Raw genomic sequence first — 12,907 nt, 5'->3', positions numbered from 1 at the left:
TCGCCCGGCGCGGACAGGTCATTGTGTGGGGTCGTACCCCGCACCCCAGGCCTGCGTGCGGTACGTGTTGGTCGCGCTTTGCCAGACGTACCAAGTGCCTGTGGCCCCGCGCCAGACGGCGCAATCGGTCTTGCCGTCTCCGTCATAATCATTCAGCACGGGCACATCCGTGCCGAGGCCCCATTGTTTGATCAGGTATTGGCCGTCGCCGCTGTGCCCACTGCTTAATTTGACCAGCCACGTGCCCGTTGCGCGCCGGAAAACCGCCAGATCGGTTTTGCCATCGCCGTCGTAATCACCGAGCAGCGTCACGTCGCCCGCCATCCCCCAAGCGCGCGTCACCGCTTGCTGGTTGCGGCTCTCAAAGATGCGCCACATACCATCCTTGGCTGACCACAACGCCGGATCGCTTTTGCCATCGCCGTCATAGTCAGCGATCTGCGCCAACGCCGTGCGCGCCGCCAACGCACCCGTGCTGACCGTTAAGGAATACACCCGCGTGCCCGTGCAATTGTTGCCATCTGTCGCCGTGATGGTGAAGTTGTAAGTCCCAGCCGTCGCCGGATAACCGAAGAGCAAGCCAGCACTGGCATACAACGTCAATCCAGGCGGCAGGCTGCCCGCCGTCACGGCGTAGCTATAAGTGCCAGCGGGCGTAGCCGCGACGGAATTGCTGTAAAGCTGTCCCGGTTGACCGCCGGGCAACCCTGGCGTTGTGATGGTTGGACAGGTGCTGCCAGCAATCGTCCCGGTGTAGGCGCGGCTGCCCGTGCAAGCGCCGAAGCCTGTCGCCGTGATGGTGAAGTTATAAGCGCCCGCCGAAGTTGGTGTGCCGCTCACCACCCCCCTGGCCGCATTGAGCGACAAACCCGCAGGCAAAGCTCCCGCCGTCACCGCAAAGCTGTAGTTGCCACCTGCTGGCGACGCCCTGACGCTTTGATTGTAAGTTGAATTCAAAACCGGCGTGGACAGCGCAGAGAGCGTCACGCTCGGACAGTTGAGCTGAAGGGTGTAGCTTTGCGTCGCGGTGCAACCATTGGCTGCCGTGGCCTTGATCGTGAAATTGTAACTACCGGTCACGCTGGGCAGGCCGCTGAGCAAGCCGGTCGTCGCGTTGAGCGTCAGGCCGCTGGGCAAATTATCCATCAATAACGCGAAGGTATAGCTTCCAGCAGGGGCCGCCGGATTGACGCCGATGATTTGCGAATAGGCATTACCAACCGTGCTGGCAGGCAAGGTGGTTGTGGTGATGGTCACGTTTGCGCAGGCAATGATGACGGTGTAATCACGCGCACCGCTGCAATTGTCTGCCGTTACCGTGAGGCGGAAGTTGAATGTTCCGCTGGCCGTCGGTGTGCCGGTGATGGCACCAGTTGCGGCGTTCAGCATCAAGCCTATCGGCAATGCGCCGCTGCTCACGCTGTAGCTGTACGCGCCCGCCGGTGTCGTCGAAACCGTTTGGCTATAAGCAGTGCCGATGACGCCGCCTGGCAAAGTCGCCGGATTGATCGTGACCGTACCGCAGCTAATGTTCATTATGTATTGCCGTTCGCCCGCGCAGTTGTTGGCATTGGTCGCGCGCACGGTGAATCGGTGTTGGTGTCGGCGTTGGTGTCGGTGTCGGTGTCGGTGTCGGTGTTGGTGTCGGAGGCGGGCAATCGCCGACCGTGTAAACCTGTCCGGTGAATGGCACATTGAGAATCGTCGGCGTAACGCCAGTGCTGTTGACCATGTTCAAACCCAACGAACCGCCGCCCGTGCCGGTGTTCGCTGTCACCGTCCAGGTCGTTCCCGAGCCGCTGACATTCGTGATGGTTGGGCCATTCAGGAAGGTGTTCGCCAGACTGAAATTGCTGGCGCTCAAGCCGCTGACCGAATCTGCAAAGGTCACCGTCCAACTGACATTGGCTGCGCTGCACGCGAAATTTCCGCCCACCGTGTTGATGGAAGATACCAGCGGCATCGCGTGATTTAGATTCACCGCCACATGCACGATGAAGCTTGCATTGGAACTCCAGGCGACACTCGTGCCGCTGCCTAAAGCTGGTTTGACGCTGGTCGCGAACCGGTTCATAGCGCCAAGTGAGTTATTCAAGGACGTCTCATGCACGATTTGCTGTTCGCTGCCAGGAGTTGAAGTCACTGCGCCGTAAAGAAAGCAATCCGAAATATCGAACACTGCGTCGCCAGCGGTGGTGTGGTAAGAAGCAGGAGTGAATTCACATTGGCGCCCTGCAACGCCTGGTTTCTGCCCCCATCAATCGGCAATGTTTGGTCTACGTTTTGGAATGCCTGAGCAGTCAGAAACGTGTCGCTTGTATTGAGATACCCGGAGACGGTGATTGTCCCGCTGGTGGAAGACGTGCTGGTTCCCAATACCAGAAAGAAGATTGAATCAGAGCCACCGCCATTGCCTGCGGCGCGGGTGTGAAGCATGGAAACGCCGCCAAAGCTCGCTCCGCTGTAGTTCGGATTGGTGGCGTTCGAAGCCGTAACCACTAACAACCGATTGATTCCCGGTGGCACAGTGAAGTCCAGTGAGTTGCTCCCGGTTACCTGAGCCGGCAGCCCCAACGGAGCCACGCCGGGAAATTCGAGTGGGGATTCTATCGCTCCGATGTCCACCGTTCCGTTGAAAAGCCGAACAAAGCCAGCACCACGCTGGTCGTAGGGAATACCTGCAACAGTGGGGTCGTTCCCGGCATTAATGGCGACGCTGCCCGCAGCCAAAAAATGGGTGTTGGTAGGGCCGCCGTTATTGGCAAGGGTGGTGTTGATAATCGTGTTGAGGGCGCGGACGCCGCTTCCATTTACGCCCACAATGTTGCCGTTGACGCCGTTGGTCAGCCCGCCCGCTGAACCGGCGTCGCCAATTACGCTGTTGTTGGCCGTCAGCACGGCAGGGGAAAAGACGGTCAGGTCATTCGCTGATGGCGCTATGACAGCGGTGTTCCCTGCCACGATGGTGTTACGCAACAGCAACTGCGCACCGGCTCCGCTCGCTAAAAAAGCGCCGCCTCCGCCGCCTCCGGTACCCCCGTTGGCGGTGTTGCTTACCACTGTGCAATTGAGGAACAAGGCAAACGCTCCCTGTTGGAGCCGCGCCGCGCCGCGCCAATTTCCGGCGGTATTGCCGGAAAAGGTGGAATTCACCACCGTCACATGAGCGGTGTCAATCAACAAGCCACCTCCGTCCGCCCCACTAGACGAGCAGGTATTGCCGGAAAAGGTACATCCTTGAATGGTGCTGGTCGCCTGGTTGTTAAAGACCGCGCCGCCCCCGCTTTCGACACTGGTATTGCCGCTGACGGTGCAATTGGTGAGCGTAAGGTTTTCCAGGCAAAACAGCGCCCCGCCTTGCATCTGCGGACTGCCCCCGCCCGGTTGCGTGCCGCCGACACCGTTTCCCTGCACCAGACTCAACCCCGAAATGGAAACGTTCGAGCCAACAGCGTTATTCCCGTCATTGATCAGAAAAATCCGCGAAGCATTGCCGCCGTTGATGGTCAATTGTCTGGCTCCCGGCCCCGCAATGGTCAGGCTTTTTGTGATTTCAATCTGCCCTGAAGTCAGCGTGATGGTGGCCGGTAAGCTGAGTCCGGTAAAATCAATCGTGTCTCCGGCGGCTGCATTGGCAACTGCCTGCCGGAGCGACCCGGCTCTGCTGTCATTGGTATTGGTCACCGTGAGCGTGGCCGCCTGTACACGAAACACGGTGAACCATGCTCCGGTTGAAAACAGGCAAAGTGCCAGCGCAAAAATAAACAGGGTTTGACGGTTTCGCTGGTGAGTGATCGGTAGAGTTTTCATAGTCGTGTTTGTGAACCTTGGGTTGATAGAGCGACGAGTCATTCGCCGCTCGACCCACATCGCGCAAACGGACGGAAAACTGGCTCACGAGCAATAAAGATTTTTTTCGACCGGTGTTGGCGACGACGGCTAAGTGACGTGATAATGCCCCCGCTATGGCGGTCACCGAAAAATATCTCAATCCCTTCACCGACTTCGGCTTCAAGCGGCTCTTTGGCAGCGAGCCGAACAAAGACCTCTTGATTGACTTCCTTAACCAACTGCTACCGCCGCAACATCAGATTCAGGAATTGACCTACGCGCGCAACGAACTGCTGGGCGACACGCGGCTGGATCGCGGCGCGGTCTTCGACATCTATTGCGTCAGCCCCAGCGGCGAACACTTCATCGTCGAAATGCAGAAGGCCAGGCAGCTTTTTTTCAAAGACCGCAACGTCTTTTACGCCACTTGGCCGATCCGCGAACAAGGGCGGCGCGGCGATGACTGGAACTATCAACTGACGCCGGTCTATCTGATCGGCATCCTCGATTTCGTCTTCACCGAAAACAAAGACGACACCGAGGTCTGCCATCGCGTGCAGTTGAAAGACCAAACCAATCGCGTCTTTTACGACAAACTGCTGCTGATCTATCTGGAGATGCCGAAGTTCACCAAGACCGAAGACGAGTTGGAAACGCCCTTCGACAAATGGCTGTACGTGCTCAAGCACTTGCCCAAACTGACCGCGCGTCCGGCCAAATTGCAGGAACGCATCTTCGGCAAATTGCTGGCGGCGGCGGCGGTGGAAAACTTCGACCACGAGGAATTACAGGCGTATGAAAACAGCTTGAAGCATTACCGCGATTCACGGAACGTCGTGGAAACGGCGGTTATCGAGGGAGCGACGAAAAAAGCTCTTGAAGTGGCGCGCTACCTCTTACGAGCAAATTTGCCGCTGAGTTTCATCACCGAGGCCACCGGCTTGAGCGAAGCAGAGATTGAAGCCTTACGCGAGTGATTCAGCCTACCAGCGCCAAACCTTCGTTGCCCAAACGCGCTTGCTTATGCTCCGCGCCGTTTCGACAGGCTCCTCTTCTCACACTGGCAAAAACATCTTGGTAGAACACGCTCCGCAAAACGTCACCCAACTTCTGCTCGCCTGGCAGCATGGCGAAGCTGCGGCGCTGGATGAATTGATGGCTGTGGTTTATGACGAATTGCGGCATCTGGCAGCGGGACGGTTAAAGCGAGAACGCGCCGATCACACGCTGCAACCGACGGCGCTGGTCAACGAAGTTTATCTGCAATTGGTAGATCAGCGGCAGGTCAATTGGCAGAATCGCGCGCATTTTTTCGGCGCAGTCGCCGAGATCATGCGCCGCTTGCTGGTTGATCACGCGCGCCGCCATTTGGCGGACAAACGCGGGGCAGGCGCCGTGCGAGTCTCGCTCGCCGACGTTGCCGCCGTGACTGATACCGAACCCGACATTGACGTGATCTTGCTTGATCAAGCCCTGACGGAACTCGCGGCGCGCGATCCGCCGCTGGCACGGCTGGTTGAACTGCGCTACTTCGGCGGTTTGTCCATCGAAGAAACCGCCGAGTTTCTGTCGTTCTCGCCCGCCACCGTCAAACGCCACTGGCAGACAGCCAAAAGCTGGCTGCGGCGACGCATCACCGAAGGCTCCTGATTGCGGATTGCGGATTGCGGATTGACGAACCCTTTCCCCAAGCCCAAATCTGCAAGCTCAAATCCGCAAGCTCAAATCAAATTTGTAATCAACGATGACCCCTGAGCGCTGGTAACAAATCCGCCAAATTTTCGAGTCAGTGTTAGATCATCCGTCAGAGGAACGTGCCGCGTACTTAACGCAAGCCTGCGGCGCGGATGACGAATTGCGCCGCGAAGTCGAAACCATGCTCGCCGCCCTGCAAGCTGCCGAAGACTCTGACAGCGGCTTTCTGGAAAAGCCGCCCAGCCAACTGGCTGCCGCTGTGGCTGCGGCGCAACCGGGAGCGTTGCGTGCCGGCGAAGCGTTGGGCCATTTCGAAATCGAAGCTTTGCTGGGGCGCGGCGGCATGGGCGAAGTTTATCTGGCCCGCGACGTTGCGCGCGCTCGCCCTGGACCCGGCGCTGGGCGCGGCCTATGCCTCGTTGGCAGTGGTCAAACATGAATACGACTGGGATTGGCCGGGGGCCGAGCAGGATTTCAAACGCGCCACCCAATTGAATCCGAACTATGCCCCGGCCCATCAATGGTACGCCGAATTCCTGACGCGCATGCTCCGTTTCGACGAAGCTCACGCCGAGATCAAGCGTGCCCATGAGCTTGACCCGTTGTCACTGATCGTCAATTCGGTGGGCGGTTGGGTTTATCTGAACCAACGCCAACCGGAACGCGCGGTTGAGCAATTGCTAAAAACCCTTGAGATGGATGCGAACTTCACGCCCGCGCACGGCTATTTAGGGCTGGCCTACCAGCAACAAGGCCGCTATCCGCAAGCCCTGGCCGAATTCCGCCGCGCGCTGGAATTGTCAGGCGGCAGACCGCGCTATCTGGCAAACCTCGGCGTGGCCCAAGCACTTGCCGGGCAAACACACGCGGCGCGCCAAACGCTGGCCGAGTTGCTGCGCCTCAATGCGCAACAGCACGTGCAGCCCTTCCATCTGGCGAGTGTTTATACAGCCCTGGACGAGCGTGAACAGGCCTTTGTCTGGTTGGAAAAAGCGTATCAGGAACGCGGCGTCTGGCTGTTGTTTTTGCACCTTGATCCGCTCTTTGACTGCTTGCACTCGGATGCGCGCTTTGCAACGTTGCGCGCGCGCGTGCGGCTGCCAGGGTAAGAGCGAAAGCGCGCCATCCGTGTTCAAACACCGGCGCAGCCGCGCGCGCCGCCTTCATGATCCGACGCGAGTGGCTCAACTGAGAGAGGAATCCATGCTGAAACAAAACCTGGTGATAATTCCCGTCTGTCTTTTTGCCATATTGGCGCTGACGAGCTTCAGCGCCAGCCAAGAGCCGCAAAATCTGCCGCGCGCTTTCATTGACGGCACCGGGCCGGGCTGGCGCACGCTGGGCGCGAGCGATTTCGCCCGCGTCAATGACCTGCCCGACACCTGGACGTGGAAGGACGGTTTGCTGACGAGTACGGGCAAGCCGATTGGCGTCTATCGCACGCAACAGAAATTCACCAACTTTGAATTGGTCGTGCAATGGCGGCACCTGCGCGTGGCAGGCAATTCGGGCTGTTTCGTGTGGGTGCCGGACGAAGCGTTGAAAGATTTGAAACCCGATACGCTGCCCAAATTCGGCATCGAGGTGCAGATGCTCGATCACGGTTATACGGCGCAATATGAAAAGCAATCCGGCAAGAAAGCCGATTGGTTCACCACCCACGGCGACATCTTCGCGGTGGGTCAATCCAAACTGACACCCTTCCCGCCGCTCTCGCCGAACGGTTCGCGCAGCTTCCCACGCAAGAATCTCAGCAAAGGCGTGGGCGAATGGAATCACTATTATGTGCGCGGCATCAACGGCGAACTGCGGCTTTGGGTCAATGGCGAAGAGGTTTCGGGGGGCACTGGCGCTGACCCGCGCACAGGGTATTTGTGCCTGGAAGCGGAAGGCTCGCCGGTCGAATTCAAACACCTTCGCGTGCGCGAATTGCCGTAGCATTGCTTCTAACAATTCACTTGCTTTCGCCCGGCCAAGTATGGTTTATATGCCCCTGCAATTCGGACGCAGTGACATTCATTGGTGCCCATTCCTAGATAATCAAAAACTCCCGCTTCCCCGTAAAGCCGAGCCGACATCCCCTTAGTTATTTAGTCTGCGCAATGACAGCGCAATTTGCGTTATGGATTTTCTGCCTTTTGCCCTGCCGGACATCGGCGAGGAAGAAATCACTGAAGTCGTGGAAGCCTTGCGCTCCGGTTGGTTGACGACCGGGCCGAAAACGGCACGTTTTGAAACCGACTTCGCTGAGTTTATCGGTGATGAGGCGCAAGCGCTCGCCGTCAATTCCGCCACAGCAGGCTTGCATCTGGCGCTCGAAGCCGTGGGCGTCGGCGCGGGCGATGAAGTCATCACGACGACTTACACGTTCACAGCCACTGCCGAAGTCATTCGCTATCTCGGCGCACATCCCGTCTTGGTGGACATTGATCCGCTGACTTTCAATCTTGATCCCGCACAAATCGAACGGGCGATTACGCCGCGCACCAAAGCAATCATTCCGGTGCATTTCGCCGGGCTTGCTTGCGAGATGGACGCCATCATCGCGCTTGCGCGCCAGCACAAGTTGCACGTGATCGAAGACGCCGCGCACGCCTTGCCGACACGTTATCGCGGCAAGCTGATCGGCGCGCACGAGACGGATGCGACGGTCTATAGCTTTTACGCCACCAAAACGATCACCACGGGTGAAGGTGGGATGATCGTCACACGCGATGCCGAAATTGCGCGCCGTTGCCGCACGATGCGTTTGCACGGCATCAGCCGCGATGTATTCGACCGCTACACTTCGACCAAGCCGAGTTGGCATTACGAAGTCGTCGCGCCGGGTTTCAAATACAACATGTCCGATCTGGCGGCGGCGGTCGGGATTCAACAATTGAAAAAGGCCTGGCGCTTTCAGGCGCAGCGGCAAGCGTTGGCTGAGCGATACAATGCGGCCTTCGAGGCGTTGCCCGTGTTGTTGCCGCCCCAAGCCGCAGCCGGCGATCTGCACGCCTGGCATCTTTATGTAATTCGTTTGCGCGAAGACGCGCCGCTTCGACGCGATGAATTCATTCAACGCATGGCCGAACGCGGCATTGGTTGCAGCGTCCATTTCATTCCGCTGCACCTGCATCCGTACTGGCGCGACACGTATCAGTTGCAACCCGCAGCTTTCCCGGCGGCCCAGGCAGCGTTTGAACGTGCCGTAAGTTTGCCGCTTTACACACGTATGACTGAAGCCGATCAGCAGCGTGTGATTAACGCCGTCACCGAATTGTTGCAGGTGGAAGCGCCCCAAGCGGCGCGCCTGACCAGCAGTGCGAGAACAGCGTAGTTTTTTGAGGAAGAAGATTCTTCCAGCAGATTTGGTGCGAGGCAACGAAATCGCTGAACGTTGATCTCTAAGGCGGCGCGAGACCGCACACGATTACGCGTTCGTTCCTTCGGGAGGTGCCCCCGAATGGATGGCCGGAGAAAGCCCCCGCGAGCTGGCTTTCATCCTCCTCCTTCATAGACCGTCCAACTCCATCTTTCATTGCCGTAACCCCGACCATCACGGCCCAGGCCGTTCCACCATTTGCGGTTTTCGGTGTGGATGAGCCAATTACCCAAGCAAGCTAGGCGCGTACAATTTCAATGGTGACCACTAGAGCCGAAACGAATCTCCGACTCGTTGCGCCCGTTGCTTTCCCTCAACAAGCGGCGGCACAGCGCATCATCAAACGCACCTGCGATCTGACGCTGGCGCTGCCGGCGCTGCTGGTGCTGTCACCGTTCTTTGGCTTAATCGCGCTCTGGATCAAGCTCAATTCAACGGGGCCGGTCTTCTTTCGGCAGGTGCGCAGCGGGCGGCGCGGGCAGCCGTTCCGCATCTTCAAATTCCGCACGATGGTGGCGGATGCAGACCAACGCGGCACCCAATTAACGGTGGGCGAGGATCGGCGCATCACGCACTGCGGCCAGTTTTTGCGGCGCTATAAATTCGATGAATTGCCCCAACTCATCAATGTGCTGCTGGGTGAAATGACCTTGGTGGGGCCGCGCCCCGAAGTGCCACATTATGTGGCGCAGTACAGCGAGCAGGAACGCGCCATTCTGCTCCTGACGCCGGGTATCACCAGCCCCGCATCGTTAGCCTTTAAGTCGGAGAGCGAACTGTTAGCGCAACAGTCCGACCCCGAACAGTTTTATCTGACCGAAGTCATGCCCGCCAAAATTCGCGCCGATCTGGCGTATGCGCAACGCGCGAACTGGCTGACGGATTTCGGCGTCATGGCACAAACCGTGAGAGATATTTTGAGTTGATATTTTAGAACTGTAATTAGCTTTCACCGGTGGCCGCGGGAACTTGGGAAAACGCCGGACGTTTTTTTCCCGCCGGTCACCCGGTGAATAAAACCTCGTTGCAGCTTGCATCCTACGCTTTTCAGCACCTCACCTGCCGACACAGCGTTGCTGCGGCACGTACACACAAGCTTTGGAACTGTAATGAGCCTGAACAAACAAATCCTGCAATTTCGTCCCACTGCATTAGCGGCCCGGCCAGAGCATCTTGAAAGCGCGCCTTCCTTGTGGCAGCGGCTGGCCAACGCCCTGGTCGCCCGCGTCCCAAAACGCTGGGTCTCGAATTACATTTTGAGCCGGCAAGTTCAAATGACTATTGATGGCACGCTGGCCGCAGGGTCGTTCGTCCTGGCGCACGTGCTGCGCTTTGATGGCTGGCCGCCGGCCGAAGACGCGCATCGGCTGCTGTTCATCTTGCCGTATGTGATTGCCGCGCGCATCTTCGTCAACTTCTATATTGGGATTTACCGGCGCGTCTGGCGCTATGTCAGCATCAACGACTCTTCGCAATTGGCCAGCGCCGTGGGCGTCGTCTCGGCGATTCTGCTGGCGCTGCGATTGCTGTTCGAGGATGTCAACCCGCTGCTCACCGTGCCGATTGGCACCATCGTCATTGATTTCATTTTGGCGACAGGCGGTATGCTCGGCGTGCGTTTGTTCTGGCGCGTCGCCTGCGAAAACGCCTCGCGCGCGACGACGCGGCGCGCGACCTTGCATCAACGCGCCTTGCTGGTGGGCGCGGGCGATGCCGGGGTGATGGCGGCACGCGAAATCACCCGCCGCCCCGATTTGGGCTTGCGCGTCTGCGGCTTTGTGGATGACGACACCGCCAAAAGCAACACCATCATTCAAGGCGTCAAAGTCCTCGGCAAGACAGAAGACCTGCCGCGCTTGGCCGACGTGATGCAGGTAGACCAGGTCATCATCACCATCGCCAACACCAACCGCAAAACCATCCGCCGCGTGCTGGAACTTTGCGAATCAGTCAGTGTACCGGTGCGCATCATTCCTGGCCTGTACGAAATCATCGGCAATCACGTCACCATCAGCAACGTGCGTCCGGTCGAAATCGAAGACCTTTTGGGCCGCGATGCGATTGATGTGGAAGCCTGGCTGGAAGCCAGCCAGAGCAGTTACAGCGGACGCCGCATCTTGGTAACCGGCGCGGGCGGATCAATCGGACGCGAACTGTGCCGCCAGTTGAGCATTCTCAAACCGGCTTCGATCATCGTGCTCGACAAAGACGAGAACTCGGTCTTTGAGGCCGAGCGCGAATTGCACGCCGCGCTGGAACTGAATGCCAACCACACCACGGAAGTTGTCCCGGTGATCTGCGATTTGCGCAGCGCGCATCGTTTGCAAAACGTTTTTGGCAAACACCTGCCGCAAGTCGTCTTCCACGCTGCCGCGCACAAACACGTGCCGCTGATGGAACACAACGTCGCCGAAGCCGTCTACAACAACATCACGGGTGCCCAGCGCCTGCTGGAAGTTTGCGCGGAATTCAACGTGCAGCGCTGTGTGCTGGTGTCTTCGGACAAAGCGGTCAATCCGACCAACATCATGGGCGCAACCAAGCGCGTGGCCGAATTGCTCTTTCAAAAGCAGGCGCTCTGGCTCAATGGCGGACGCCATTATTCGTGCGTGCGTTTCGGCAACGTGCTCGGTTCGCGCGGCAGCGTCGTGCCGATCTTCCGCGAACAGCTCAAAAATGGCGGCCCCCTCACCATCACGCACCCCGAAATCGAACGTTATTTCATGACCATTCCCGAAGCCGCTCAACTGATCGTGCAAGCAGGCACGCTGGGCAAATGCGGCGAGATTTTCGTGCTGGATATGGGCGAGCCGGTCAAGATGTTAGACTTGGCGCAGGATATGATTCGACTGTCGGGGCTGACGCTGGGCGAAGACGTTGACATTGAATTCACGGGCCTGCGTCCCGGCGAGAAATTGAAAGAGGAATTGCTGATCGCCGAAGAAGGCACGCAGGCGACTTTGCACGAAAAGATTTTCGTGGCACCGCCCTTGCAGTATGATTTCCAGCGCTTGGACGAATGGGTCCGGTGTTTGGTGTTGGCCTCTGAGTTAGGCGACGAAGAAGAAATCTATCGCATCTTTACGGCGATGGGCATCGGCTTCCGCTCCCAACATTGGAAGCCTATGCAGCAGGATGCCAAACCGAAATACGCGCTCGCTTCCGGCCACTGACATTGAGTCGGTAATCGGTGGCCGCTAGCCGGGCGCATACACAAGGGCTTTGTGACGCACAACCGACGCAGGTAACCAACCGATGACGACCACAAACAATTTCCTGTCCATACGACGCACGCTCCTGGGTGCGTTGGTTTTACTCCTTCTCATCATGCTCATAGGCCAGCCGTGGCCCAGTTCGCGGGGTCGGCTGGCCTTTCTTTTGGCATCACCGGCCTTGGCGCAGGTACAAATCTCCACTTCAACGCCAGGCACCATCCGTGTCATCAACGGCTCAACCCAGCCACTGCCGCCGCGCAACATCGGCATCTTTTTCAATAAAATGCGCGCGGGCAAAGCCATCACCGTCGCGTATCTTGGCGGTTCGCTGACGGCGGCAGAAGCCAATAAAGTCAGCTACCGCTCGCAAGTCACCAATTGGCTGCGGCAAAATTTCAAAGAAGCGCAGATCAATGAATTGAACGCGGGCGTCGCTGGCACCGGCATCTCTTACGGCGTTATGCGCGTGCGGCGCGATGTGATCGCGTATAAACCCGATCTGGTGTTTATCGAGTTTGCCGTCCCCGAAGCCAACGATCCGCCTGAAGCGGAAGAGAGCGTCAAAAAGACGTTGGAAGGCATGTTGCGCCAACTGCTGATCGTGCCTTCGCCGCCGCAAATCGTGCTGTTGCAGACGACGAATCCCAAACGCGCCGCCCGCACCACCTGGCTCGACGCCATCGCCGCGCATTACCAGGTGCCGACGCTCAACCTGCAAAACGACATCTGGAAACAGATCGAAGCGGGTACGCTCAAAGCCAACGCTCTCTGGCCGGGCCTCGCTGGCCGTGATGCGTCGTGG

The 12,907-nt window shown here is 58.3% G+C and carries 11 protein-coding genes; 7 read left to right on the top strand and 4 right to left on the bottom strand.

Features of this window, described 5'->3' with window-relative positions; genetic code table 11:
* Window positions 1-18 precede the first annotated feature (18 nt).
* The 3 genes from HY011_01705 to HY011_01695 are packed head-to-tail and all read right to left on the bottom strand — an operon-like array spanning window position 19 to window position 3,852.
* Window positions 19-1,536, bottom strand: a complete 1,518-nt coding sequence (locus HY011_01705) for a putative Ig domain-containing protein (GenBank protein MBI3421630.1) — start codon at window positions 1,534-1,536, stop codon at window positions 19-21.
* The gene (locus HY011_01700) at window positions 1,526-2,095 is read right to left on the bottom strand and encodes a hypothetical protein (GenBank protein ID MBI3421629.1); all 570 of its coding nucleotides are present in this window, start codon (window positions 2,093-2,095) and stop codon (window positions 1,526-1,528) included. Before HY011_01700 ends, HY011_01705 begins: the two co-directional genes overlap by 11 nt.
* A 44-nt stretch (window positions 2,096-2,139) precedes the next feature.
* Window positions 2,140-3,852 (bottom strand): hypothetical protein, encoded by a 1,713-nt coding sequence (locus HY011_01695; protein ID MBI3421628.1) that lies wholly within the window; start codon window positions 3,850-3,852, stop codon window positions 2,140-2,142.
* A 113-nt stretch (window positions 3,853-3,965) separates the two neighbouring features.
* On the opposite strand from HY011_01695, the gene HY011_01690 reads away from it, so the two are divergent.
* Both HY011_01690 and HY011_01685 read left to right on the top strand, forming a co-directional pair.
* Window positions 3,966-4,808, top strand: a complete 843-nt coding sequence (locus tag HY011_01690; protein MBI3421627.1) for a PD-(D/E)XK nuclease family transposase — start codon at window positions 3,966-3,968, stop codon at window positions 4,806-4,808.
* 46 nt (window positions 4,809-4,854) lie between these two features.
* Window positions 4,855-5,481: a sigma-70 family RNA polymerase sigma factor gene (locus HY011_01685; GenBank protein MBI3421626.1), complete on the top strand. Its 627-nt coding sequence runs from the start codon at window positions 4,855-4,857 to the stop codon at window positions 5,479-5,481.
* Window positions 5,482-5,656: 175 nt separating this feature from the next.
* On the opposite strand, the gene HY011_01680 is transcribed toward HY011_01685, so the two are convergent.
* Window positions 5,657-5,836 carry a hypothetical protein gene (locus HY011_01680; GenBank protein MBI3421625.1) on the bottom strand — a complete coding sequence of 60 codons (180 nt, stop codon included), beginning with the start codon at window positions 5,834-5,836 and terminating at the stop codon, window positions 5,657-5,659.
* Between HY011_01680 and HY011_01675 the strand changes: the two genes are divergently transcribed.
* The 5 genes from HY011_01675 to HY011_01655 all read left to right on the top strand — a co-directional run bounded on the left by HY011_01675 (window position 5,814) and on the right by HY011_01655 (window position 12,063).
* Window positions 5,814-6,635, top strand: coding sequence for a tetratricopeptide repeat protein (locus tag HY011_01675; GenBank protein MBI3421624.1), 822 nt, complete (start codon window positions 5,814-5,816; stop codon window positions 6,633-6,635). The two genes, HY011_01680 and HY011_01675, sit on opposite strands and share 23 nt — an antisense overlap.
* 94 nt (window positions 6,636-6,729) lie before the next feature.
* Entirely contained in the window at window positions 6,730-7,464 is a 735-nt protein-coding gene (locus HY011_01670; GenBank protein ID MBI3421623.1) for a DUF1080 domain-containing protein, read from the top strand.
* A 184-nt stretch (window positions 7,465-7,648) separates the two neighbouring features.
* Window positions 7,649-8,845: a DegT/DnrJ/EryC1/StrS aminotransferase family protein gene (locus HY011_01665; GenBank protein MBI3421622.1), complete on the top strand. Its 1,197-nt coding sequence runs from the start codon at window positions 7,649-7,651 to the stop codon at window positions 8,843-8,845.
* 302 nt (window positions 8,846-9,147) lie between these two features.
* Window positions 9,148-9,816 carry a sugar transferase gene (locus HY011_01660; GenBank protein MBI3421621.1) on the top strand — a complete coding sequence of 223 codons (669 nt, stop codon included), beginning with the start codon at window positions 9,148-9,150 and terminating at the stop codon, window positions 9,814-9,816.
* A gap of 183 nt (window positions 9,817-9,999) precedes the next feature.
* Window positions 10,000-12,063, top strand: a complete 2,064-nt coding sequence (locus tag HY011_01655; protein MBI3421620.1) for a polysaccharide biosynthesis protein — start codon at window positions 10,000-10,002, stop codon at window positions 12,061-12,063.
* Window positions 12,064-12,907 lie beyond the last annotated feature (844 nt).

The organism is Acidobacteriota bacterium (assembly GCA_016196035.1).
Lineage (GTDB): Bacteria > Acidobacteriota > Blastocatellia > RBC074 > RBC074 > JACPYM01.
This window is presented reverse-complemented; position numbering and strand designations above follow the sequence as displayed.